This window comes from Coprococcus comes ATCC 27758 (genome assembly GCF_025149785.1).
GTDB classification, from domain to species: Bacteria; Bacillota; Clostridia; order Lachnospirales; family Lachnospiraceae; genus Allocoprococcus; species Allocoprococcus comes.
The window spans coordinates 3146216-3171747 of record NZ_CP102277.1 but is presented as its reverse complement, the minus strand read 5'-3'; the positions used below and the strand labels follow the sequence as shown (position 1 = coordinate 3171747).

The 25532-nt window shown below is 43.2% G+C and carries 17 protein-coding genes, 3 tRNA genes, 1 rRNA gene and 1 riboswitch; of the genes, 20 read left to right on the top strand and 1 reads right to left on the bottom strand.

The annotated features are described in order from the left end of the window. Positions 1-312: 312 nt before the first annotated feature. The 20 genes from NQ556_RS15485 (at position 313) to NQ556_RS15390 (ending at position 24644) form a co-directional block, all read left to right on the top strand. A 23S ribosomal RNA gene (locus tag NQ556_RS15485) occupies positions 313-3199 on the top strand. A gap of 126 nt (positions 3200-3325) precedes the next feature. After that, a tRNA-Asn gene (locus NQ556_RS15480) sits at positions 3326-3397 on the top strand. Between the two features lie 57 nt (positions 3398-3454). Continuing rightward, positions 3455-3526: transfer RNA gene (locus tag NQ556_RS15475), tRNA-Glu, on the top strand. 3 nt (positions 3527-3529) lie between these two features. Continuing rightward, positions 3530-3600 (top strand) — tRNA-Cys (locus NQ556_RS15470). Positions 3601-3872: 272 nt separating this feature from the next. Continuing rightward, positions 3873-3956, top strand: a riboswitch (cyclic di-GMP riboswitch). A gap of 152 nt (positions 3957-4108) precedes the next feature. After that, entirely contained in the window at positions 4109-5554 is a 1446-nt protein-coding gene (locus tag NQ556_RS15465; RefSeq protein WP_204575721.1) for a sensor domain-containing diguanylate cyclase, read from the top strand. A gap of 19 nt (positions 5555-5573) precedes the next feature. Continuing rightward, the gene (locus tag NQ556_RS15460) at positions 5574-7499 is read left to right on the top strand and encodes a GGDEF domain-containing protein (protein ID WP_008371712.1); all 1926 of its coding nucleotides are present in this window, start codon (positions 5574-5576) and stop codon (positions 7497-7499) included. 119 nt (positions 7500-7618) lie between these two features. Further along, positions 7619-8764 carry a beta-aspartyl-peptidase gene (gene iadA / locus NQ556_RS15455; protein WP_008371710.1) on the top strand — a complete coding sequence of 382 codons (1146 nt, stop codon included), beginning with the start codon at positions 7619-7621 and terminating at the stop codon, positions 8762-8764. Between the two features lie 106 nt (positions 8765-8870). Further along, complete coding sequence (locus NQ556_RS15450; RefSeq protein ID WP_044998914.1) at positions 8871-9353, top strand: LeuD/DmdB family oxidoreductase small subunit; 483 nt, start codon at positions 8871-8873, stop codon at positions 9351-9353. 3 nt (positions 9354-9356) lie between these two features. Continuing rightward, a complete protein-coding gene (locus NQ556_RS15445; protein WP_204575712.1) occupies positions 9357-10607 on the top strand; it encodes a 3-isopropylmalate dehydratase large subunit in 1251 nt (416 codons plus the stop codon). 33 nt (positions 10608-10640) lie between these two features. Next, positions 10641-11132, top strand: coding sequence for a LeuD/DmdB family oxidoreductase small subunit (locus NQ556_RS15440; RefSeq protein WP_008371705.1), 492 nt, complete (start codon positions 10641-10643; stop codon positions 11130-11132). 17 nt (positions 11133-11149) lie between these two features. Beyond that, the gene (locus NQ556_RS15435) at positions 11150-12394 is read left to right on the top strand and encodes a 3-isopropylmalate dehydratase large subunit (protein WP_008371703.1); all 1245 of its coding nucleotides are present in this window, start codon (positions 11150-11152) and stop codon (positions 12392-12394) included. A gap of 11 nt (positions 12395-12405) precedes the next feature. Further along, positions 12406-13284 carry an NAD(P)-dependent oxidoreductase gene (locus tag NQ556_RS15430; RefSeq protein WP_022220458.1) on the top strand — a complete coding sequence of 293 codons (879 nt, stop codon included), beginning with the start codon at positions 12406-12408 and terminating at the stop codon, positions 13282-13284. Positions 13285-13795: 511 nt separating this feature from the next. Further along, positions 13796-15187 (top strand): asparagine--tRNA ligase, encoded by a 1392-nt coding sequence (gene asnS / locus NQ556_RS15425; RefSeq protein ID WP_008371696.1) that lies wholly within the window; start codon positions 13796-13798, stop codon positions 15185-15187. Positions 15188-15296: 109 nt separating this feature from the next. Then, positions 15297-15986 (top strand): VanR-ABDEGLN family response regulator transcription factor, encoded by a 690-nt coding sequence (vanR, locus tag NQ556_RS15420; RefSeq protein ID WP_008371692.1) that lies wholly within the window; start codon positions 15297-15299, stop codon positions 15984-15986. Further along, the gene (locus tag NQ556_RS15415) at positions 15976-17205 is read left to right on the top strand and encodes a sensor histidine kinase (RefSeq protein ID WP_204575710.1); all 1230 of its coding nucleotides are present in this window, start codon (positions 15976-15978) and stop codon (positions 17203-17205) included. The genes vanR and NQ556_RS15415 overlap by 11 nt, the downstream gene beginning before the upstream one ends. Beyond that, the gene (locus NQ556_RS15410; protein ID WP_044998912.1) at positions 17111-18172 is read left to right on the top strand and encodes a metallophosphoesterase family protein; all 1062 of its coding nucleotides are present in this window, start codon (positions 17111-17113) and stop codon (positions 18170-18172) included. Before NQ556_RS15415 ends, NQ556_RS15410 begins: the two co-directional genes overlap by 95 nt. After that, positions 18169-19722: an ATP-binding protein gene (locus NQ556_RS15405; protein WP_008371685.1), complete on the top strand. Its 1554-nt coding sequence runs from the start codon at positions 18169-18171 to the stop codon at positions 19720-19722. Before NQ556_RS15410 ends, NQ556_RS15405 begins: the two co-directional genes overlap by 4 nt. Positions 19723-19741: 19 nt before the next feature. Further along, positions 19742-20749: a LacI family DNA-binding transcriptional regulator gene (locus NQ556_RS15400; RefSeq protein ID WP_204575708.1), complete on the top strand. Its 1008-nt coding sequence runs from the start codon at positions 19742-19744 to the stop codon at positions 20747-20749. Between the two features lie 218 nt (positions 20750-20967). Further along, complete coding sequence (locus NQ556_RS15395) at positions 20968-22641, top strand: glycoside hydrolase family 13 protein (RefSeq protein WP_008371680.1); 1674 nt, start codon at positions 20968-20970, stop codon at positions 22639-22641. An 11-nt stretch (positions 22642-22652) separates the two neighbouring features. Then, entirely contained in the window at positions 22653-24644 is a 1992-nt protein-coding gene (locus NQ556_RS15390; RefSeq protein WP_204575706.1) for a glycoside hydrolase family 31 protein, read from the top strand. Between the two features lie 147 nt (positions 24645-24791). Here the strand turns inward: NQ556_RS15390 and NQ556_RS15385 are convergent, their stop codons facing one another. Continuing rightward, positions 24792-25529, bottom strand: a complete 738-nt coding sequence (locus tag NQ556_RS15385) for an ImmA/IrrE family metallo-endopeptidase (protein ID WP_008371675.1) — start codon at positions 25527-25529, stop codon at positions 24792-24794. Between the last annotated feature and the right edge of the window lie 3 nt (positions 25530-25532).

Genomic DNA, 25532 nt, shown 5'->3' with positions numbered 1-25532 from the left:
AAAGGGATTCTGCGGTCAACCCAATCAGCAGGGCAGTGCTGTTACGATAGCTGGTTTTTACCAGTGATTAAAGATCAAAAGAGATTTTGGTTTTTAATGACTGATAAACTTCAGTCAGACATGTACTTTGAAAACTGCATACAAAAATAAATCAATTCTCAAATAGAGAAAGACATCCGAGGTGATCATCACCGCAAGGTAATGATTAACTTACATCTTCGAGAAAACGAAGTAAAAAAACGACCTGAAATACCAACGCATGCAACGCTATGCATGTGTAACCGGATCCCATTCCCGTGGGAGAAGGAAGTTGGTTATGCTAGAAAGAGCGCAGGGTGGATGCCTTGGCACTAAGAGCCGATGAAAGACGTGATAAGCTGCGAAAAGCTTCGGGGAGGAGCAAATATCCAATGATCCGGAGATATCTGAATGGGGAAACCCGGCTGGACAGACTCCAGTCATCCATACGCCAATCCATAACGTATGGAAGGGAACCCGGTGAACTGAAACATCTAAGTAGCCGGAGGAAGAGAAAACAACAAGTGATTCTGTGAGTAGCGGCGAGCGAAAACGGAAGAGCCCAAACCGGAATGCGTGCATTCCGGGGTTCGGACCGCGTAATTGATCTGATAAGTTTAGCAGAATGGTTTTGGGAAAGCCAGCCAGAGAGGGTGAAAGCCCCGTAAGCGAAAGACGAGTCAGCAAGGCGGGATCCAGAGTACCACGAGACACGAGAAACCTTGTGGGAATGAGCGGGGACCACCCCGTAAGGCTAAATACTCCTTAGTGACCGATAGCGCATAGTACTGTGAAGGAAAGGTGAAAAGGACCCCGGGAGGGGAGTGAAAGAGAACCTGAAACCCTGTGTTTACAAGCTGTGGAACATCTATATATGATGAACCGCGTACTTTTTGTAGAACGGTCCGGCGAGTTACGCCATCTGGCGAGGTTAAGTTCTTAAGGAATGGAGCCGAAGTGAAAACAAGTCTTAATAGGGCGTTAAGTCAGATGGAGTAGACCCGAAACCGGGTGATCTATCCATGTCCAGGATGAAGTTGCCGTAAAAGGCAATGGAGGTCCGAACCCACATCCGTTGAAAAGGGTGGGGATGAGGTGTGGATAGGGGAGAAATTCCAATCGAACCCGGAGATAGCTGGTTCTCCTCGAAATAGCTTTAGGGCTAGCCTCATGAGAGTCTTTTGGAGGTAGAGCACTGAATTCCCGCGGGGGCGTCAAAGCTTACCAAAGGATATCAAACTCCGAATGCCAGTAAGATGATTCATGGGAGTCAGACTGCACGAGATAAGTTGGGCAGTCAAAAGGGAAAGAGCCCAGACCTGCAGCTAAGGTCCCAAAATGTGTGTTAAGTGGAAAAGGATGTGGGATTTCAAAGACAACCAGGATGTTGGCTTAGAAGCAGCCATACATTAAAAGAGTGCGTAATAGCTCACTGGTCGAGAGGTCCTGCGCCGAAAATGTCCGGGGCTGAAACACACTACCGAAGCTCAGGAATTAACGTAGTTAATTGGTAGAGGAGCATTCTTAAAGGGAAGAAGCAGTACCGGAAGGAGCTGTGGACTTTTAAGAAGAGAGAATGCCGGAATGAGTAGCGAGAGGAAGGTGAGAATCCTTCCGGCCGAATACCCAAGGTTTCCAGAGTAAAGCTGATCTGCTCTGGGTAAGTCGGGGCCTAAGGTGAGGTCGAAAGACGTAGCCGATGGACAACAGGTTGAAATTCCTGTACTGCAGTATAACAGAACTGTGGGGACGCAGAGGGAGAGCACTAGCGGGAATGGAATCCCGTGGCAAGCGAGGTAGGAGTAGAGTTGGCAAATCCGCTCTATAATCCGAAGACGTGATGCATACCGAACTGAAGTAGGGAAATGTGTGAGCCAGCTGCCAAGAAAAGCCGCTATTGTTTGTACTGTACCCGTACCGTAAACCGACACAGGTAGGTGAGGAGAGAATCCTAAGGCCGACGGGAGAAGCATTGTTAAGGAACTCGGCAAAATGACTCCGTAACTTCGGGAGAAGGAGTGCCAGTGAGAGCTGGCCGCAGAGAATTGGCCCAAGCAACTGTTTAGCAAAAACACAGGTCTATGCAAAACCGTAAGGTGAAGTATATGGGCTGACGCCTGCCCGGTGCTGGAAGGTTAAGGGGAGAGGTTAGCGCAAGCGAAGCTTTGAACTTAAGCCCCAGTAAACGGCGGCCGTAACTATAACGGTCCTAAGGTAGCGAAATTCCTTGTCGGGTAAGTTCCGACCCGCACGAAAGGCGTAATGATTTGGGCACTGTCTCAACAATGCACCCGGTGAAATTGAAATACCAGTGAAGATGCTGGTTACCTGCGCCAGGACGGAAAGACCCCATGGAGCTTTACTCCAGCTTGATACTGGGATTCGATATTGTATGTACAGGATAGGTGGGAGGCGAAGAAGCATTGACGCCAGTTGATGCGGAGCCGCTGTTGGGATACCACCCTTGCAGTATTGGATTTCTAACCAGCAGCCGTGACCCGGCTGGGGGACAATGTCAGGTGGGGAGTTTGACTGGGGCGGTCGCCTCCGAAAGGGTATCGGAGGCGCTCAAAGGTTCCCTCAGAATGGTTGGAAACCATTCGAAGAGTGCAAAGGCAGAAGGGAGCTTGACTGCGACACCGACGGGTGGAGCAGGTACGAAAGTAGGACTTAGTGATCCGGTGGTATAAAGTGGGATTGCCATCGCTCAACGGATAAAAGCTACCCTGGGGATAACAGGCTTATCACTCCCAAGAGTTCACATCGACGGAGTGGTTTGGCACCTCGATGTCGGCTCATCGCATCCTGGGGCTGAAGTAGGTCCCAAGGGTTGGGCTGTTCGCCCATTAAAGCGGTACGCGAGCTGGGTTCAGAACGTCGTGAGACAGTTCGGTCCCTATCCGGCGTGGGCGTAGGATATTTGAGAGGAGCTGGCCTTAGTACGAGAGGACCGGGCTGGACTGACCGCTGGTGTATCTGTTGTTCCGCCAGGAGCATGGCAGAGTAGCCAAGTCAGGAAGGGATAAACGCTGAAGGCATCTAAGCGTGAAGCCCCCCTCAAGATGAGATATCCCAACGTAAGTTGTAAGACCCCTTGAAGACGACAAGGTAGATAGGGCAGAGGTGGAAGTGCAGTAATGCATGGAGCTGACTGTTACTAATCGGTCGAGGGCATAACCAAGAAGGTAGGACAGGGTAAAGAATGGATGGAGTAAAGATTTAAATTTGTATGTGGTTTTCAGAGTACATAAAAAATGAAAAAAGCACTTGCAAAATATATGTAAAGTGTTTATAATAATAAAAGTAGTCCTCGATAGCTCAGCGGTAGAGCATTCGGCTGTTAACCGAAGGGTCGTTGGTTCGAACCCAACTCGGGGAGTTCTAAAATCTGTCAGCCAATTACTTGCAGATTTTAATTTTGAAAAAATCAATATCCGGCTCCGTGGTCAAGCGGTTAAGACATCGCCCTTTCACGGCGGTAACACGGGTTCGATTCCCGTCGGAGTCATCTGGCGCCATAGCCAAGTGGTAAGGCAAAGGTCTGCAACACCTCTATCACCAGTTCAAATCTGGTTGGCGCCTCTAGGAGAAATCTGGAAACAATTGTTTTCAGATTTTTTGGTATACAAATATAATATACCATATATAAAAATGCGGTATGTGAAGAATGTGCTTCCTACATCAAAAAATAACAGAAAATATATTGAAAATCAGCTTTCGGGAGCAATTGAGCAGATGGAAGAATATATCAGAAAGTATCCGGAGTTTCTTGTTATGGATTATGTGTAAAACTATAGATTATTATAATAATTAAAATATTGTTTCGTCATCTTGAATATGCTATACTTGAATTATGTTTATAGGGGCAAAGCTGTTGAAAAACTGTGACGCAAAGCCAAAGGGACTAAGGCAGTACGCTATGTCAGCCGGTTGCAATAAGAAGATGCGGATAGGTTAATAGAGTAAGTGAAAAAAGCTATTCGGCTTAAATTTTAGTCACCTGTATAACGCAGGTGACTTTTTTGTTTCATAGGAAATTACATTTTCTATGTAGAAAAGCTTCCGGCAGAATGCATAGGAGATGAGGGAAATGAAAAAAGGAAAGAAATGGAAAAAAATTGAAGCATTCTGCATTATGCTCATTGTGACATTGTTGCTTATTTTTGTCAGAATACTGTATCAGCCGGGTACGGAGTCGGAAAGGGGCGAGTTGTACACCTTCAGCAATGGATGGTATCAGCTGAAGGATGGGAAAAAGACGGAGCTCAAATTGCCGTGTTTTGTTACAGCGGATAAAGATGGGCAGATCATTCTTTACAATGATATGTTATCAGAGGCTGATAAGGGAAAAATCTTGTCGATCCAAGGAATACAGGATCAGTTGGAAGTCTGCATAGGAGACCGGCTTCTCTACCAATATAAGGATAACAGATTTGAAAAAAACAGGCAGATGAAAGGGAAAATATGGGCAGATATTTCTTTGCCGGAGAAAATCGGGCAGGAAGTGTTATCAATCAGCTATGAAACTAAAAAGAATGCCAGACTATATGTGTATGCCCCGATGATCGGAGAGTTTTGTTTTCTTTTTAGGCAGCATCTGCTAGAATCAATTTTTTCGATACTGATGATTTTGGGAATGACTGGTCTCGGTATCGTCTCGGTAATTGTCTTTTTATATACCAGACACAGACAAATTGTAGAAAAGAGATTTTTAAATGTAGCACTGTTTTTGATTCTATGCAGTCTGTGGTGCATTTTTGATTCAGGAATTTATCAGATGTATGGAAGTCAGAACGCAGCAGGAACACTGATATCCTTTTATGCATTTATGACGATGCCTGTTCCCATGCTGTTATTTGTACAAAATACAGTGAGTGAAAGTGTAAGATGGATACCGCAGGTCTGGATTTTTCTTCTTTATGCAAATGCTGTTTTACAGGGATTCTTGTATTTTCTGTTTAGGATTCCTTTTATAGACATGTTATTTATCACACATCTTTTATTATTTACGGGGGTTGTGTCTATGATTCTTCTTTTGTGGAAAGAGTATCGTAAAACGCAGGAGAAGGAAGTAAATCTCTGTCTAAAGGCATTTGGTGTATTAGGGATAAGCGGTGTAATCGCACTGGTACTGTACTGGGTATTATCCATTTACTGGTATGAATCTATTTTCCAGTTTGGCATTCTTCTTTATATTGCTGTTTTGTTTTGTGGATTGCTTTGTAAAGTATCCAACAACATTCAGTTTTGCCTGGAACAGGAGGTTTATAGGAGAATGTCCTTGGAAGACCGGATGACAGATATGAAAAACCGGAAATCATTTGAGATGTATCTTGAAGAGATCCAGGAGGGTGCGATTTTACTTGAAAATGTATTATTGTTGTTTGTGAAAATTGCAGAACTGAAGAAGATTAATGATATGTCTGGAAGACAGATGGGTGATGAAACGGTTATCCGAACGGCAAGAAGCATCCAGAGTGCAGAAAGGAGTGTTCTGGAACAGCAGGCAGACGATATGCTTTGTTCAAATAAATAAAAACCGGCGGAGGATAAATATGACTTATAATATAGATTTTCTTATTGCGGCAATGGTTATATTGTTGCTGGTTTTATGGTATTTTCTGGGACAGAAAAGAGCAGAGGATCTGAATAATCAGGTATTCCTTTTCTTTGCCGTCATCGGTATTTTAGATGTGGTTGCGGAACTTGCCAGTAATTATTATATTTCTTTTCCAAATAGTAATTGTGAAATTGCTGCAATGCTTGCAACAACGATCTTTTATCTGCTTCAGGCATTGCTGCCGTTTACGGTGATCTGTTATATTCAGACATTACATGATAATAAGATCATTTCGGCAAAAAAGATGTTTTTATCAGGTGTGCCGACATTCATTCTGATGGGGATGATTCTGACAAACCCGTTCACGGAAAAGCTGTTTTATTTTGATATACCGGCAGGCTATATGAAAGGTCCATGGTATATGCTGATGTATTACAGTGCACTTTGTCATATGGCAGCAGCCTTGATCCTTATTGTCATATGGCGGAAAAAACTGGGCTATCAAAAAGTGAAGAGTCTGCTGGAAATCCTGTTGATATCCGGTGCGGGAGTGGTGATCCAGCTTTTATATCATCCGCTTCTTACAACAGGGTTTGGTATGAGTCTGGGAATTCTGGTACTATTTATTACGATCAACAATCCTCATGCAAATATCGATACACTTACCGGATTATACAATCATCTGTATCTGGTCAGGAAAAGCAATGAGCTGATCAGTGCGGGAAAATCATTTCACATTATTACGGTGTATCTTTATCAATTGAAGCACATTAATAAAATCGCAGGGGTACAGGGCGGTAATTCAATCTTAAAGCTGACAGCAAGAAAACTTGGTGAGATGTGCGGGAAAAAAGCATTTCGTACAACGGGAAAGAGTTTTATGATACTCACCGGTTCACTTGAAGAATATGAATATTATCTTACGCAGCTGAAGAGAATGTTTAATGGAAACAGTAAGCTGAATGTCAACAATAAAATTATTACGATGCCTGTGATCATAAGCGGGATCATGAATGCGCAGAAACTCGGAGACAGCGGGCTTATTCTAGAATATGCTGAATATCTGGAAGCCTTATCTGCGAAAAATGGTCTGACAGAGGTGATACAGGATGATTATCAGACGATGAATGGTTTCCTTTATAATAAACGGGTAGAACAGTATTTGCATAAGGCGATTACAGAGGATCTGTTCGAGATATACTATCAGCCGGTTTACTCTACACGGAAAAAATGCTTTATCACACTGGAAGCGCTAAGTCGCCTTCAGCATCCGGAGCTTGGCTGGATCGCTCCAGATGTATTTATTCAGATTGCAGAAAAAAATCATATGATCGAACAGATCACAGATCTACAGTTTAGTCGTGTCTGCAGATTTTTAGGAGAAAACCGATACCTGATGAGGCATCTTCTGAATGTAAAAGTGAACCTGTCTTCTCTGGATCTGATGAGAAATGACTGTAGCAGACATTTTATCCGGATTATGGATGCTTATAAGATTCCACATAACTGGATACAGTTTGAAATCACGGAAACGGTTGCGACTGAATGCAATGCGGGTCTAAGAAGAGTTGCGGAGGAATTTACGGACGCTGGCATTGGTTTGTGTCTGGATGATTTTGGTTCCGGATATGCGAATCTGAATACGGTAATGAGGCTTCCGTTTTCTGTGATCAAGGTTGACAGATCTCTGCTTTTTGATATCTGCAGGGATGAGAAACGGGCAATTTTCTATGAAAGTGTTGTAGAAACATTTCATAAAATGAATTATCATATTGTTTCCGAAGGGGTGGAAACACAGGAAGAAATGGAAAAGATCAGCAGCTGGGGAGTCGAGATGATTCAGGGCTATTATTTTTCCAAACCGCTTCCTGAAAAAGAGCTTTTGGAATTGCTGAAGAAGCAGGATAATATAGAAAGATAAAATTAAGAGAGAAGGGAGATAGTAGATACACATGGGGACATCCGATTGCGGATGCAATTCATCAGGCAGACAAATTAATGTATGAAAATAAAAGAATGTCATAAAGAGGAGAAAAGAAAATGTTACTTATTAAAAATGCAAAAGTTTATGCACCGGAGTATGTTGGAAAAAAGGATCTTTTAGTATGTGGGGGAAAAATTGAATGTATTGAAGATAAGATCGAGGATTTTCCGATCGCATGTGAAGTTATTGATGCAGAGGAAAGAATTCTTACACCGGGGTTTATTGATCAGCATGTTCATGTTACCGGAGGCGGTGGGGAAGGAAGCTTTCATACCCGTACACCGGAACTTCAGCTGTCAGAACTGGTAAAAGGCGGAATTACAACGGTTGTAGGACTTCTTGGAACGGACGGACTTACAAGGAGTGTTGAAAATCTTTACGCAAAAGTACAGGCTTTATGCGAAGAAGGGGTAAGTGCGTATATGCTTACCGGTGCATATGGATATCCAAGTCCGACTATTACCGGGGAGGTAGATCGGGATATTATGTTTGTTGAAAAAGTACTTGGCGTGAAACTTGCCATTTCAGATCATCGGGCACCGAATGTGACGGAAAGTGAACTGATCCAACTTGCGAGCAAGACCAGAACGGCAGGTATGTTAAGCGGAAAACCTGGAATCGTGGTGCTGCATATGGGAGATGCAGATGCTGGATTGTCGCCGGTGTTTGAAGCTTTGGAAAAGAGTATGATTCCGATCAAGATTTTCCGTCCGACTCATGTGAACCGCAGAAAAGGTCTTCTGGAAGAGGGCTATCAGTTGCTTGAAAAGGGTGGATACATCGATCTCACCTGTGGCATCAGTGAGGACTTTTGTCCGGGCGGATGCATTTTAGAAGCAAAAGAAAAGGGAATCCCGACAGAGCATATTACCATCAGCTCCGATGGACACGGAAGCTGGTCAAAATACAGAGAAGACGGAAGCCTGTTGGAAATCGGTGTTTCCTCAGTAGATGCGCTGCGGGAAGAACTTCTGTATATGGTACATGAGCTTGATATGAAGCTGGAAGATGCACTTCCATATATGACATCACATGTAGCGGAGGCACTGGGATTGCAGGGTAGGAAAGGGACAATACAAAAAGGAGCCGATGCAGATCTGCTTTTGTGGGACAATGACCTGAAGCTTGACAGTTATATTGCAGGTGGAAAAATCTTTATGCAAAAAGAAAAAATCATTTGCAAGGGAACCTATGAAAAATAGGAATTGAATAAAGTACAACGTTAGCCTGTTAAAATATTCCCTTGCGGAAATGCCGGAAAAGCCTTAAAATAAAGGAATCATGTGTATACAGAAAGGAATATGCTTTATGGAAAAAGGGACTATTTTTAAATTTCATAACGATCTGGATACAGACCAGATCATCGCATCCCAGTATCTGTTGCTGCCGAATCTTGAGGAGATGAAGAGCCACGCATTTGAATCTCTGGATCCGGATTTTGCACAGAAGGTAAAACCGGGAGATTTCGTGGTCGGAGGAGAGAACTTTGGATGTGGATCTTCCAGAGAGCAGGCTCCGGGTGTGTTAAAAGCGTTAGGTGTAAAAGCTGTTATCGCAAAATCATTTGCAAGAATTTTTTATAGAAATGCTATCAATATCGGACTTCCTGCTATTGTCTGTAAAGACCTTCCGGATGAAGTAAAGACCGGAGATCAGATGGAGCTTCATATGTTGGAAGGAACCGCTGAGGCAAATGGAAAGGTTTATTCCTGCACAAAACTGCCGGAATATATGCAGAATATTTTGAATCAGGGCGGACTTATTGCGTCTCTGAACCGTGAGGAGGAATAGACGATGGGAATGACAATTGCTGAAAAGATCATTGCAGCGGCAGCCGGTGTGGAAAGCGTAAAGCCGGGTGACATCCATACAGTAGAACTGGATCGTCTGATGAGTAATGACGGAACTACACATCTTACCGTTGATATGTATAATAATAAATTAAAAAATCCACATATTGCAGATACAGACAAGCTGGTATTTATCGTAGATCATAACGTACCGTCTGACTGTCCAAAGACAGCCGCATCCCAGAAGAAGATGCGTGATTTTGCAAAGGCAAACCACATTGATTTCTGGGAAGGGAAAGGTGTATGCCACCAGATTATGATGGAAAATTATGTTCGTCCGGGAGAACTGATCTTTGGTGCAGACAGCCATACCTGTTCTTACGGTGCACTTGGTGCATTCGGAACCGGTGTTGGATGTACAGACTTCCTTTACGGTATGGTAACAGGAACTTCCTGGGTAATGGTACCGGAGACTGTGAAGTTCAACCTGGTTGGAAAGCTGCCGGAAGGTGTATATGCGAGAGATCTGATTCTCACCATCATCGGTGAAGTCGGAGCCAACGGATGTAACTATCAGGTGATGGAATTTACCGGAGAGGGCGCGAAGACTCTGACAATCAGTGACCGTATCGCACTTTGCAATATGGCAGTAGAAGCCGGAGCTAAGACCGGTATTTTTGAAGTTGATGATGTGGCAATGGAATATTTAAAAGAGCATGGACGCGAGCCAAAGGCTGTATATCACAGCGATCCGGATGCGCATTATGTAAGAGAATATACATTTGACTTATCCAAGGTAGAGCCGGTTGTTGCAAAACCGGATTTTGTAGACAATCTTGCGCCGGCAAAAGACGTGCGCGGTATCAAGATTGATGAGGCATTCCTTGGATCCTGCAACAACGGACGTATCGAAGATCTCCGTGTAGGCGCACAGGTTATCAAAGGAAAGAAAGTATCTGAAAAAGTAAGATTCCTTGTTGTTCCGGCAAGTCAGACTATTTACAGACAGGCTCTGGAAGAAGGACTGATCGACATCTTCATGGATGCAGGTGCGATCGTGATGAACCCGAACTGTAGTGTATGCTGGGGAAGCTGCCAGGGCGTAATCGGTGAAAATGAAGTCCTGATCAGTACAGGAACCCGCAACTTTAAGGGACGTGCAGGACATCCGAGTTCCAAGGTATATCTTGGATCGGCTGCAACCGTTACAGCATCTGCCATTGCCGGAGAAATTGCACTGGCAAGTGATGTGTAAGAGACGAAATTACGTTTGACGAGGTGACATAAGATGGATAAATTTACAGGACGTGTATGGGTTCTTGGAGATGACATTGATACCGATATCATCATTCCAACTGAATACCTTGCACTCAAGACAATCGATGATATGAAGCAGTATGGCTTTTCTCCTCTTCGTCCGGAACTTGCCGGACAGATCCAGAAGGGGGATATCATTGTAGCAGGAAAGAACTTTGGTTGCGGTTCGTCAAGAGAACAGGCACCGGAGATCATCAAGGCAATGGGTGTGCAGTGTGTGATCGCCAAATCATTTGCAAGGATCTTTTTCCGTAATTCGATCAACAACGGACTTCTTCTGATTGAACAGCCGGATCTTTATGATGATATGAAAGAGGGCGACGAGATCACGGTAGTGATGAATGAGCATGTGGATTATAATGGTAAGGAATATCCGATTGCTTCTCTGCCGGAGAATCTGATGAGCATTATTCAGGCTGGCGGTCTGGTAAAAGCCATGCGCAAGCTGAATGGACTGGATTAACCGGAAAGGAGAAGAAAATGGGCGAGACGATTATTGAAAAAATTATCAGACACAATATAGGGAAAGCCGTAAAGCCGGGAGACATTGTGACGGTTAACGTTGACCGCGTGATGATCCATGATATTTTCATCCCCTTTGTGGCAGAAAAATTTGAAGAAATGGGATTTACGAAACTGCATGATCCGGACAAGGTTGTTCTGATCTATGATCATCTGGTTCCGGCAAGTCAGCAGGATGATACCAGACATTTTCGTACCGGAGATGCATTTGCAGATAAATACGGACTTACACATGTACACAGAAGTGACGGAATCTGCCATCAGCTGATGACAGAGGCTGGCTATGTTAAACCGGGTGATATCGCATTCGGAACCGACAGCCATACCACAACTTATGGTTGTGTTGGAGCATTTTCATCCGGTATCGGTTATACCGAGATGGCAAGTATCCTTGGAACCGGAACGATGTGGATCAAGGTGCCGGAGACGATCAAAGTTGTAATCGATGGTGAACTTCCGGAAAATGTCATGTCAAAGGATATCATCTTACGACTGATCGGTGATTTGAGAGCAGACGGTGCGACTTACAGAGCACTTGAATTTGCCGGAAACACCATTGAAAATATGACAGTTGCAAGCCGTATGACAATGGCAAACATGGCAATCGAAGCAGGAGCAAAATGCGCACTTTTCACACCGGATGAGAAAACTGCCGAGTATTGCAATATTGAATTAAATGATTATCAGAAGAGTCTGGTTGGTGATCCGGATGCAACTTATATGAGAACGATCACTTATAAAGCAGAGGACTTTGTACCGGTTATGGCCCTTCCGTCACAGGTTGACAAAATCAGAAATGTATCCGAGGTAGAAGGAACCGAGATCGATCAGGTATTTATCGGCTCTTGCACAAACGGACGTCTGGAGGATCTTCAGGCAGCAGCAGAAGTGTTAAAGGGCAAAAAAGTTGCGGATTTTGTAAAACTGATCGTGACTCCGGCGAGCCGTAAGATCTACAAACAGGCAGCAGATATGGGAATCCTTACGACTTTATCTGAGGCAGGTGCGATCATTACCCATCCGGGTTGCGGACTTTGTTGTGGACGTACCGGAGGAATTCTGTCAGACGGAGAACGTGTGGTTGCAACCAACAACCGTAACTTCCTTGGACGTATGGGAACTTCTAAGGTCGAGATTTATCTGGCATCTCCGAAAACAGCGGCAAGCTGCGCGGTGGCAGGAAAGATTGTAAGTCCAAAGTAGAGGAGTTCACTATGAAAAAAATTGGATTTATCGGTGTTGGCATCATGGGAAAATCCATGGTGCGCAACCTTATGAAAACAGGATATGAACTGCATATTTACGCAAGAACAAAAGCGAAAGTCGATGATGTGATCAGCGAGGGTGCAATTTTCCATGAATCTATCAAAGAATGTGTACCCGGATGTGATGCAGTGATCACCATCGTTGGTTTTCCGAGAGATGTGGAAGAGGTTTACTTCGATGAAGGCGGTATTCTGGAAAATGCAGATCCGGGAACCTATCTGATCGATATGACAACTACAAGCCCGATGCTTGCAGAAAAGATTTCAAAAGAGGGCACAGAAAAAGGATTCCATGTGCTGGATGCGCCTGTAACAGGTGGGGATACCGGAGCAAAAAACGCTACATTATCCATCCTTGTCGGCGGCGAGAAAGAAGATTATGAAGCTTGTATGGAGCTTTTCAAAGCAATGGGAACAAACATCAATTATCAGGGAAAAGCCGGATGTGGACAGCATGCAAAGCTTGCTAATCAGATTATGATCGCCGGTGCCTTAAGTGGTGTATGTGAGGCCTTTTCCTATGCGCAGGCCAAAGGACTGGATCTGAATGTCCTTTTTGATTCGGTCTCTACCGGGGCAGCAGGAAGCAAACAGTTGGATGCTTTCGGACCAAAGATCATTGCCGGAGATTATGCACCGGGATTCTTTATGAAGCATTTCATCAAGGATATGAAGCTTGCGCTGACTGAGGCAAATATGAGCGGACTGAGTCTTGAGGTGCTGAGTCTGGTACTGTCAAATTATGAAGAGTTGGCACAGGAAGGGCTTGGAGATCTTGGGACACAGGCGCTGATCAAGTATTATGATGTGCAGGATGTAGAAGAATAATCGTATGTGATTTAGGGAGCTGTTTTGCAGCTCCCTGATATTTTGTGTTTCATAAACAGTAACGAGAAAACCCGCTGATCTTTCGACCAGCGGGTTTTCTTGTGCTTTTATTTAATTTCTAAAGGAATGAGAGTAAAGTGCGGCAATCGGGGTAACCCGATTGCGCTTACTTTATGAGGGGGGAGATAGTTGTTTATCAACTATCTGACTCTTAGTATACAGATAAATTGTGTTCAAAATATGTCTATATCATAAAAGAAAAAGAAAATTTCTTAAGGAAAAATGAACTATCGATTAAGGAATATTGATTAGAGTACAATAAAAAAATCATTGCGAAAGTACTTTCAAATATAATCAGATTCTTTTTACATCGTTGCAACTGCGGTAGTTTAATGGTATACTGGACATATTGCAAAAGTAGAAAATGGCAGCAGAAGCTGTCGGCAATGTTTACAAGGCTCATTGGGGTTATGTGAAATATATAAGAGAGTAATACGGAGGAACAGAACAGATGGATTTGGTAACAGTAAGAGAATTATACAGAAACAGAGAGGAATATCTGGATAAAGAAGTGACCATCGGGGGATGGGTGCGCAGTATCCGTGATTCTAAGACATTTGGATTTATCGTTGTAAATGATGGATCTTTCTTTGAAAACCTTCAGGTAGTATATCATGATAATATGGAGAACTTTGGCGAAATTTCCAAGCTGAATGTTGGTGCGGCAATCATTGTAAAAGGAACACTTGTCGCAACACCACAGGCAAAGCAGCCATTTGAGATCCAGGCAACAGAAGTTGTTGTAGAAGGTACCTCTGCACCGGATTATCCGCTTCAGAAAAAACGTCACAGCTTTGAATATTTAAGAAGTATTGCACATCTTCGTCCAAGAACCAATACTTTCCAGGCAGTGTTCAGAGTACGCTCACTGACTGCTTACGCAATCCACAAATTCTTCCAGGAAAGAGGATTCGTATATGTACATACACCGCTGATCACAGGAAGTGACTGCGAGGGTGCAGGAGAAATGTTCCAGGTAACAACACTGGATATGAACAATGTGCCGAAAAATGCAGACGGAACTGTTGATTATTCCAAAGATTTCTTTGGAAAAGAGACAAACCTTACCGTAAGCGGACAGCTGAACGGTGAAACTTATGCACAGGCATTCCGCAACATTTACACATTCGGACCGACATTCCGTGCGGAGAATTCCAACACCACACGTCATGCCGCCGAGTTCTGGATGATCGAGCCGGAAATCGCATTTGCAGATCTGGAAGATGACATGATCCTTGCAGAAAACATGCTGAAATATGTTATCCGCTACGTGATGGAAAACGCTCCGGAAGAGATGAATTTCTTCAATTCTTTCGTAGACAAAGGACTGATCGACCGTCTGAACAACGTTGTAAATTCTGATTTCGCAAGAGTTACTTACACAGAAGCAATCGAAATCCTTGAAAAGCACAATGACAAATTTGAATACAAAGTATCATGGGGAGCAGATCTGCAGACAGAGCATGAACGTTATCTGACAGAAGAGATCTATAAACGTCCGGTATTCGTTACCGATTATCCGAAGGAGATCAAAGCTTTTTACATGAAGATGAATGATGATAACAAGACCGTAGCAGCAGTTGACTGTCTGGTTCCTGGAATCGGTGAGATCATCGGAGGAAGCCAGAGAGAGGACGACTACGATAAGCTTGTTGCAAGAATGAAAGAGCTTGGACTTAAGGAAGAAGATTACGGATTCTATCTGGATCTGAGAAAGTACGGATCTACAAGACATGCAGGATTCGGACTTGGATTTGAGAGATGCATCATGTATCTTACAGGAATGTCCAACATTCGTGACGTAATTCCGTTCCCAAGAACTGTGAATAACTGCGAACTGTAAAAAAGAAGAATGAAGAAAAAGGGGACCGGGAACTGCATCAAAAGGGTGTGTTTTCCGGTCTGCTGTTTTATACGCAAATCTTTCTATATACGGAAAGGAAAAGTGAAATATGAATATTTTAGTTGTAGATGATGAAAAAGAAATTGCGGATGTCGTAGAATTATATCTGCAAAATGAATACCATGTTTTGAAATTTTACACAGGGCAGGAAGCATTGGAATGTATTGAGAAGACAAATGTGGATCTGGCGATCCTGGATGTGATGCTGCCGGATATTGACGGTTTCACGATTCTGAGAAAGATCCGTGAGAAATACACATTTCCGGTGATTATGTTGACCGCGAAGACGGAGTACCGGGACAAGATCACCGGGCTTACGATGGGGGCTGACGACTATATTCCGAAACCATTCAACCCGCTGGAGCTGGTAGCGAGAGTGAAAGCACAGATGCGCAGATACACGCAGTACAACGATGGTAAGAAAAGTGATTCTGAGAATATCATTGATTTTGCAGGACTCTTGTTAAATAAAGAATCCCATGAATGCATCTATAATGAGCAGTCTCTTCCGCTGACACCGACGGAATTTGAGATTCTGTGGATTCTTTGTGAGAATCGCGGAAAGGTGATCAGCTCACAAAGATTATTTGAAGAGGTCTGGCATGAAGAGTATCTGAAGAACAGCAACAATACGGTGATGGTACATATCCGGCATCTGCGTGAGAAATTGAGTAAACCGACTGGAAAATCAGATCTTATCAAGACTGTCTGGGGAGTGGGATACAAAATTGAAGAATAATTACAGAAAATTAAAACTGAGCATATTGCTTCAGACGGTTTTTATTACGGCCCTGACGGTGCTGGTTGGCAGATTTATTCTGGAGTATTTTATCGATGGTATTTATAATGACAGCTTTGCCAATGGCTTTTTGCGAATATTGGAAGCTTTTCATGTGAGTGAAGAGACCGCAACATCTTTGTATTGGCAGTGGATCGGCAATAATAAAGTGTTCTTTATGATCCTCGGTTTTTTACTTTTATTTTCGTTGTTTTTTTATGTGGCACTTTCAAAAATGACGCGTTATCTGGAACAGGTAGAAGATGGGATTGAAAATATTATTTCTGCGTCTGACCAGCCAATCCGGCTGATTACAGAGTTAAAACCAATCGAGGATCGTCTCAATGAGATTAAAGAGACATTAAGGAGTCAGGAGGAAGAGGCAGAAAAGCTTGAGCAGAGGAAAAATGATGTCCTGCTTTTTCTGGCACATGATTTAAAAACACCGCTTACTTCTGTGGTAGCGTATCTGAGTATGCTGGACTCCCATCCAGAGATGCCGGCAGAGGAGCGCGCCAAATATACGCAGATATCTCTGGAGAAGGCGAATCGACTGGGGGATCTTTTGAAAGAGTTTTTTGAAAGTATAAAGCTGAATCTGCAGGATATTGAACTGGATAAGGTGGATATTGATCTGACCATGATGCTGGAACAGATTGCAGACGAACTCTATGGGGTACTTCAGGAGAAGATGCTGACCTGCAAGGTGGAAGCAGAGGAAGAGATCCTGATCGAGGGAGATCCGGATAAGCTTGCCAGGGTTTTTGATAATATTCTGCGAAATGCCATAGCATACTGCCGGGAGAAAAGTGTGCTTCTGATCCAGGCTGCCAAGGAGAAGAACCAGGTAAGAATCTGTTTTGAAAATGAAGGAGATACGATACCGGAAGAGAGCCTGAAGAGGATCTTTGATAAATTTTATCGCGCGGATGCGTCGAGATCCAGCAGTACCGGAGGAGCAGGACTGGGGCTTGCCATTGCAAAAGAGATTGTAGAGCTGCACAAGGGACAGATCACTGCCGAGAGCAGTGGGGGAAAGACACGTTTTATCGTGACACTTCCCCTTAAAGGAGGAGTAGAAAGTAATGAAATTCATACACACAGCGGACATTCATCTGGGGGCAGAGCCGGACGCAGGAAGTTCTTACACCGCAAAGCGGCCGGAAGAACTGTGGAATAGCTTTGAGCGTCTTTTAAATATCTGTGAAGAAGAACAGACAGATCTTCTTCTGATCGCAGGGGATCTGTTTCACAGACAGCCGCTTTTAAGAGAGCTGAAGGAACTGGATTATTTATTTTCCAGACTGACACATACACAGGTCGTGCTGATGGCGGGCAACCATGATTACCTGAAAAGTACGTCCTATTACCGGAATTATAAATGGCAGGGACCGGTGCACATGTTTTTGTCTCAGAAACCTGCCTGTATGGAATTTAAAGAGCTTGGGGTCCGCATATACGGACTCAGCTATGAGGAACGGGAAATCACAGAACCGCTTTATGAGAAAATCCTTCCGGAAAAAAGAGAATCCGCATCCATCCTTCTGGCCCATGGCGGCGATGAAAAGCATATCCCGTTCCGAAAGAACGAATTACTGAAGCTGGGATATGATTATATTGCTCTTGGGCACATTCATCTTCCGGCAGAGCTTGCAGAGGACCGGATGTATTACGCAGGATCCCTAGAGCCTACAGATAAAAATGACACCGGGAAGCATGGTTATATCAAAGGGGAGATTAAAAATGGAAGAACCCGGACGGAATTTATTCCTTTTGCATCCAGAGAATATGTGCATATGGAAGTAGAAGCAGGAAGAGAGATGACCGGACGGGAAATGAAAGAAAAAATTTCCCTTGCCATACGGGAAAGAGGTATACAGAACATTTATAAAATCATTCTGCGGGGATTTCGGGATCCGGATATGATCTATGATACCGACCGGATGGATTCCTATGGAAATATTGTCGAAATCCTGGATGAAACAAAGCCGGCATATGATTATAAAAAGTTGAAAAAACAAAATACAGGAAATCTTCTGGGCTGGTACATAGAAAGTTTTGCAGAAGCAAAGGATGACAGTGTGGAGTCAATCGCATTGGCTGAGGGAGTACAGGCCATGCTGGAGGCAAAGGGGAGCAAATTATGAAGATAACAGAACTGATCCTGAAGAATTTCGGTAGGTTCACGAATAAGCAGATCCTGCTTACGGATGGGATCAATATTATTTACGGAGAAAACGAATCGGGAAAAACAACGCTGCATACCTTTCTGAAAGGAATGCTTTTTGGAATGGAAAGAAAGCGCGGACGTGCTGCCGCAACAGATACATTCCGTACCTATGAGCCTTGGGAGAATCCAAACTTTTATGCGGGAATCCTGCGGTTTACCTGTGGCGGTCGAAAATTCCTGCTGGAGCGAAATTTCGATCGGTATGCGAAAGGTGGCTCTCTGATCTGTGAAGATGATGGAGAAGAATTGTCACTTGAGCATGGGGATCTGGAAATTCTGTTAGGTGGTATGACAGAAAGTGACTATGAAAATACAGTTTCGGTAGGACAGCTCCGGGTACAGACCGGGGAAATACTGGCGGCGGAGCTGAAGAATTATGCGGCAAATTATTATGCAACCGGGAACAGCGAGATTGACCTCGAAGGGGCGCTTGTCCTTTTAAAAGAGCGGAAGAAAGAGCTGGAAAAAGAAGAACGTGAAAAGAGGCAGCTGATCAGCGAAAAGAAAGAGCGGGCAGAGATGGAGGCATCCTATGTCTGGCGGGATCTGCATCAGTTAGAAAATGAAGCGGAACAGCTGAAAAGAAGCTGTGAAGAGAAACGCAGAGAATGGGAAAGCTGGGTAAATGAAGATAAAAAGCGGAAGAAACGGGAAGAGGCAGCAGGATATTTTGCCGGGTGGAGGATTCATCCACTGGAGGCAGTGAGTATGCTGGGGGCATTTTTTGTGACTTTTCTGCTTTTTCATAAGCCGTGGAATTTTCTTGTGGCAATCGTGGTGGCACTGGCTGAAGGGCTGTATGTCTGGAATTGTCTGAAAGATGGAAAGAAGAAAAAGAAAGCCAGATTACAGGAGATAAAAGAACAGGGTATTTCTCTCAAGGCAGATTATGAGAGGCAGAAAGGAAAGCTTGCAAAAGTACAGGAAACCTATCATGAAAAAGAAGTGTTGTATGAAAATCTGCAGGAACGAGTCGGCGAGTTCGATGAAATGAACAGTGAAGAGATAGAGCGATTAAAAAACAAGCAGGGTGTTGAACTTGCTATGGAACAGCTGACCAGACTTGCCGCACAGATGCAGAGCCGGACAAGCGATCTTATGAATACAGAAGTATCTGCAATCATGGATGCCATCACAGATGGGAAATATAACAGACTCTGGGTAGATGAAAATCTGCATGTGCAGCTTATGAGTAATGGGAAAAAGATATCCATGGATCAGGTAAGCCGTGGAACGCTGGAACAGATTTATTTTGCAATCCGGATGGCCGCAACAAAAATTCTCCACGAGGAAGAATGTCCGGTGATCCTAGATGATGCATTCGGCTATTATGACGACAGTAGACTTGTGCAGACCCTTCGCTGGCTGAAAGACAGTAAGCGGCAGGTAATTATATTCAGCTGTCAGAAGCGGGAGATGGAAATGCTGGAAAAGATGGGATGTGAATATCATAAGGTGATGTTGTAAAGACAAGGAGGAAGATTTTATGATTCGGCTTCAGGATATTGCAGAAATGGCAGGCGTCAGCCGTACTACGGTATCTAATGTTATAAATGGCAATACCAAAAGAGTTTCCCAGAAAACGATTGATAAAATCACGACTATTCTTAAAGAACAGAACTATGTTCCGCATATGGGTTCCGTGATGCTTTCCGGCCATGGTTCCAGAATTATAGGTGTAGTACTCGGATTTTCTTATGCCCATGGTATGCAGTCACTTCAGGATCCATTTGTGGGAGAACTGATCGGAACGATTCAGATGGAAACGGAAGAAAATGGATATTATGTTATGCTTATTGGCGGTGAAAGTATTCAGAATGTAGTGGATATTGCCTCAAAATGGAATGTAGAGGGATTGCTTATCCTTGGCTACAATGAAGAACAGTATCGCAGTCTTTCGCGCAGATTAAACAAGAAAATGATTCTGATCGATGCTTATCCGGAAGGTGCTTATACGTTCCAGAATGTCGGTATAGATGATTATTCGGGAGGGTATCAGATCGGAGAATACCTGTATTCCTGTGGATATAAGAAAGCATTGTTTGTTGCGGAAACGGAGAGAGACAGTGATTACTATCGGTGGATGGGATTCAAACAGGCGATGGAAAAATCGGGGGGATTCTGCAGTCGCTCCCGATATATAATTATTCCGGGTGAAAAAAGATTGCGTCTCAGAAAATACAGAGAGCTTCTCCCACGTTTTTTAGAAGCAAAAGCACTTGCGTTTTCCTCAGATTATAATGCGATAGAAGCGATAAATTTCTTTTTTGATGAAGGCATCATGGTTCCGGATCAGATTTCTGTTACAGGATATGATGACAGTGTCTACGCAAATATGGTTCGACCGAAACTGACAACGGTTCATCAGGATGTTCCGCAAAAGGCGCATGTGGCGCTGAAACGTCTGCTGAAATTAATTCAGGGAGAGACACTGGACGAATTAAATATAAAAAATCCAGTCTATCTGGTAAAGAGGGATTCTGTCAGGGAATGACAGGATCCTTTTTTCGACTTTGCATGTATACAGGTAAGCCGGTGGAATGGTCTGGTTGTTTTTGTGCAAACTGTATAAAAACAGGAAATAAACTTTGTTGTCTTTTATAGTTTCGCGAGAAACCTCTTGATTTTGCTGAGATGTATGGGGTATCATGAATAGTGTTGTTACAGGAGCGGTTAAATAATACTAAACAATTATAAACGAGGAGATTTGGCATGGAGAAAAAATGGTGGAAAGAAAGTGTAGTATATCAGATATATCCAAAGAGTTTTAAAGACAGTAACGGTGATGGTGTGGGAGATATCAGAGGAATCATACAGAAACTGGATTACCTCAAAGAACTTGGGGTAAATGTATTGTGGATTTCTCCGATGCTGGAATCTCCTCAGGACGATAATGGTTACGATATTTCTGATTACCGCAGAATTTATGAAGAATATGGAACGATGGAGGATTACGAGGAATTGTTGTGTGAAGCACACAAAAGATCCATCAGGATTCTGATGGATCTCGTAGTCAACCATACTTCAGATGAACATAACTGGTTTATTGAAAGCAGAAAATCAAAAGATAATCCATATCGTGATTATTATATCTGGAAAGATCCGGTAAACGGAAAAGAACCTAATAACTGGGGCGGAGCATTTGGCGGTTCTGCATGGGAATATGATCCGCAAACTCAGATGTATTATCTGCATCTGTTTTCAAAAAAACAACCGGATCTCAATTGGGAAAATGAAAAAGTACGCCAGGAAGTTTATGACATGATGAAATTCTGGTGTGAAAAAGGAATCGATGGCTTCCGAATGGATGTTATCAGTATGATTTCCAAAGATCAGAGATTTCCGGACGGAGAAATGAATAACGGTCTTTATGGAGACTTTGGACCATATTGTGTACATGGTCCAAGGATTCACGAATTCCTTCAGGAAATGAATCAAAAAGTTCTTTCAAAATATGATATCATGACAGTCGGTGAGACCGCAGGAGTCACAATAGAAGAAGCACAGAAATATGCGGGTGATGACCGAAATGAATTGAACATGGTATTCCAATTCGAGCATGTGGAGAGTGGATGCGGAGATTATGGAAAGTGGACGACTGCAAAATATGACTTCAAAGAGTTCAAAAATATTATGATCAAATGGCAGGAAGAACTTCAGGGTAAGGCGTGGAACAGTTTGTTTTTAGGTAATCATGATCAACCGAGAAGTGTCAGCCGTTTTGGAAATGACAATCCGGTATACAGAGAAACCTCCGCAAAAATGCTGGCGACCTGTATTCATATGATGCAGGGAACGCCATATGTATATCAGGGTGAAGAGCTTGGTATGACAAACATTTACTTTGACAAACTGGAAGATTACCGTGATATTGAAAGTATTAATTACTTTGAAGAGTTTACGGAATCAGGTCTTATGACTCCGGAACACATGATGAAATGTCTGATGCTGAGAAGCCGTGACAATGCGAGAACTCCGATGCAGTGGGACGACAGTAAACAGGCCGGATTCACAGAGGGCGAGCCGTGGATCAAAGTGAATCCGAACTACAAGAAGATCAATGCGGCACAGCAGCTTGAAGATCCGGATTCTGTTTTCCACTACTATCAGAAACTGATCCGATTGCGTAAAGAAAAAGACATTATTGTTTATGGTGAATTTGAACCTCTTTACCGTGAGGATGAACAGATTTTTGCGTACACAAGAAAACAGGATCAGGAAAAGCTTCTGACTGTCTGCAACTTCAGCGATAAGAATGCAGAAGTAGAAGTGCCGGAAGAATTTAAAGGCGCAGAGTGTCTGATCACAAACCTTGGAAGAAAAGAATTTGAAGGAAAAATTGTTCTGAATCCATATGAAGCATTTGTACTATATTATAAACACTAGGTGATAAAGAAATGATTAGAAAATATAGATATGGAACTCCGTTTGATACGGAGGCACTGACTGAAAAGATTGAAACAACTAAGGGCGTTCTCCCGTATGGAGAGATCAGTCAGGAGGAAGGATTTGTTTTTACTTATATCATGGATGAAGATGACATTGTCTATGGTCTGGGTGAAGCCAATCGTGGAATCAACAAGAGAGGGTACTGTTATATCAGTAATTGTACAGATGATCCGGTACACACAGAGGACAAGCGTTCTCTGTACGGAGCCCACAACTTCATTGTTGTGAGCGGAAAGAGGACGTTTGGATTATTTTTCGACTATCCCTCAAAACTGACCTTTGATATTGGATATGACAGAGAGGATACCCTTAAGGTATCTTGCGAAAATGCTGACTTGGATATCTACGTGCTTGAAGGTGAGAATGCTTATGATATCGTAAAACAGTTCCGCCACGTAATCGGACGCAGCTATATCCCACCGAAGTTTGCCTTTGGTTTCGGACAGAGCCGCTGGGGTTATACGACGAAAGAAGATTTCCGTACTGTCGCAAAAGGATATCGGGAGAATCATATTCCGATCGACATGATTTACATGGATATTGACTATATGCAGTCATTTAAAGATTTCACAGTGAGTGAAGAGAATTTCCCGGATTTTCCGGAATTCGTACAGGAAATGAATGACCAGAGTATTCGCCTGATTCCGATCATTGATGCCGGTGTCAAGGTTGAGCCGGGATATGAGATTTACGAGGAAGGTGTCAAAAACAACTATTTCTGCAAGAGAGAAGACGGAAGTGATTTCGTTGCAGCTGTATGGCCGGGAGATACCCATTTTCCGGATATGCTGAATCCGGAAGCCAGAAAATGGTTTGGGGACAAATATCGTTTTCTGATCGAACAGGGAATAGAAGGTTTCTGGAATGATATGAATGAGCCTGCGATCTTTTATTCTTCCGAAGGCCTTGCAGAGGCAAAAGAACTTGCCGGAGAGTTTGCAAAGGATACCGAAGGCAAGATCCATTCCTGGGAAATGCAGGACAAGATGCTCAGTATTGCAAATAATCCGGAAGACTATAAAAGATTTTATCACAATGTGGATGGCAAAAAGATCCGCCATGACAAAGTACATAATCTTTTTGGCTATAATATGACAAGAGCGGCCGGAGAAGCGTTTGAACGCATTGACCCGGAAAAACGTTTTCTGATGTTTTCCAGATCTTCTTACATCGGAATGCATCGTTATGGAGGAATCTGGACCGGAGATAATAAATCCTGGTGGTCACATATCCTTCTTAACCTGAAGATGCTGCCGTCTCTGAACATGTGTGGTTTCCTGTATACAGGTGCTGACCTTGGAGGTTTTGGTGCTGATACAACAAGAGAATTGCTGCTTCGTTTTCTCGCACTTGGTGTATTTACACCACTGATGCGTAATCATTCGGCGACGGGAACAAGAGAGCAGGAGTGTTATCAATTCGAAAATATCGAGGATTTCCGTGCTGTCATTAACACTAGATATCGTCTTGTGCCGTATCTGTACAGCGAGTACATGAAAGCTGTGCTGAGTGATGACATGTATTTTAAGCCGTTAGGGTTTGTTTATCCGGATGACAAGAGAGCAATCCGAGTAGAGGATCAGCTGATGCTCGGAAACGAGATTATGATTGCTCCGGTTTACGAGCAGAACGCAAGAGGCCGTTATGTTTATCTGCCGGAAGAAATGAAATTTGTCAAGTTTCTGCCGGATGGAAGCATTTCGGAAGAGATTCTCGCGAAAGGTATCCATTATGTAGATGTGGCATCAAATGAAGTACCGCTCTTCATTCGAAATGGTAAATGTATCCCGGTTGCAGAAGCGGCAGAGTGTGTGAAGGATATTGATACCGAACATCTGCAGCTTATCGGATACGAAAACAGTAGTTATACCATGTATGAGGATGACGGGATCCGCAAAGATTACGATAAAAAAGAGAATTACCGAGTATTCACAAATTAACGTTTAAGAGTAAAAAAATACTGCCTGAATATCAGAAATGATATTACGAAATTAATAACGGGAGAATGTAATTTGATGTGAATTACATTCTCCCGTTTGATTACCTTAGCATGCAAAAAAAGCTACCAGTGGCAGGTTTTCTTTATATTAAAAATCATATAACCATTTATTCTCAAGCCGCCTGAGTATCCGGCTATCGTCATCTGAAAGTGGTGTAAAAGCATGCGTTTTTTTGCGAACCGGTTCGTCCGGCAGTTTACACGCACCGGAGCAGTGCGCTTCAAAATCAAGGCAGTTATAAACACGTGCGCCGCAGAATGCACAGGTGCGGATGGAATAGACAAATCCTTTATAGTCAGGATTATAAAAATGCTGGTATAAATCTTTATCATAGGAGTGCATCCCATTCCGGCGGACATCCTGACACCATTCTGAAAAATCCTGTGCAGCATAATAAGCGGCGGAAGAAGAAAGATTGAAGAACTGTCCGACTTCATTTACAGATTTCAGATGAGCATAATACATGGCAATGCGCGGAGCCAGAATATTACTTGCAAAATAATTGGCTTCATCTTCATTGGAAGGAAGGTCATTTCTGTGTCTTAAAAGATGATGTCCAAGTTCATGCATCAGCGAAAAACGGATTCGGTTGGCTGATTTCTGGCTGTTGTAAGCAATTAAGTTCAGACTGTTTATACAAAATGCATCCTGAGAGTAGGAAATGCATAAGTTATAAAGCTCTGGCTTCTTCTTTTGGAGCTCAAGATAGGAATAAACACGAAAACCATATTGCTTCAAAATAGCAAAGCAGTCAATTGGAAAGGAATGGATATTGCAGGTAATCAGCGCATTAGCTGCTACTTTACGAATCTGGTTACAATCCAAAGC

What these genes read in the sequence shown, in the direction of transcription:
- NQ556_RS15465 (WP_204575721.1), top strand. Translation starts at nt 4,109, where the DNA reads ATGAAAAAAGGAAAGAAATGGAAAAAAATTGAAGCATTCTGCATTATG.
- NQ556_RS15460 (WP_008371712.1), top strand. Translation starts at nt 5,574, where the DNA reads ATGACTTATAATATAGATTTTCTTATTGCGGCAATGGTTATATTGTTG.
- iadA (WP_008371710.1), top strand. Translation starts at nt 7,619, where the DNA reads ATGTTACTTATTAAAAATGCAAAAGTTTATGCACCGGAGTATGTTGGA.
- NQ556_RS15450 (WP_044998914.1), top strand. Translation starts at nt 8,871, where the DNA reads ATGGAAAAAGGGACTATTTTTAAATTTCATAACGATCTGGATACAGAC.
- NQ556_RS15445 (WP_204575712.1), top strand. Translation starts at nt 9,357, where the DNA reads ATGGGAATGACAATTGCTGAAAAGATCATTGCAGCGGCAGCCGGTGTG.
- NQ556_RS15440 (WP_008371705.1), top strand. Translation starts at nt 10,641, where the DNA reads ATGGATAAATTTACAGGACGTGTATGGGTTCTTGGAGATGACATTGAT.
- NQ556_RS15435 (WP_008371703.1), top strand. Translation starts at nt 11,150, where the DNA reads ATGGGCGAGACGATTATTGAAAAAATTATCAGACACAATATAGGGAAA.
- NQ556_RS15430 (WP_022220458.1), top strand. Translation starts at nt 12,406, where the DNA reads ATGAAAAAAATTGGATTTATCGGTGTTGGCATCATGGGAAAATCCATG.
- asnS (WP_008371696.1), top strand. Translation starts at nt 13,796, where the DNA reads ATGGATTTGGTAACAGTAAGAGAATTATACAGAAACAGAGAGGAATAT.
- vanR (WP_008371692.1), top strand. Translation starts at nt 15,297, where the DNA reads ATGAATATTTTAGTTGTAGATGATGAAAAAGAAATTGCGGATGTCGTA.
- NQ556_RS15410 (WP_044998912.1), top strand. Translation starts at nt 17,111, where the DNA reads ATGAAATTCATACACACAGCGGACATTCATCTGGGGGCAGAGCCGGAC.
- NQ556_RS15405 (WP_008371685.1), top strand. Translation starts at nt 18,169, where the DNA reads ATGAAGATAACAGAACTGATCCTGAAGAATTTCGGTAGGTTCACGAAT.
- NQ556_RS15400 (WP_204575708.1), top strand. Translation starts at nt 19,742, where the DNA reads ATGATTCGGCTTCAGGATATTGCAGAAATGGCAGGCGTCAGCCGTACT.
- NQ556_RS15395 (WP_008371680.1), top strand. Translation starts at nt 20,968, where the DNA reads ATGGAGAAAAAATGGTGGAAAGAAAGTGTAGTATATCAGATATATCCA.
- NQ556_RS15390 (WP_204575706.1), top strand. Translation starts at nt 22,653, where the DNA reads ATGATTAGAAAATATAGATATGGAACTCCGTTTGATACGGAGGCACTG.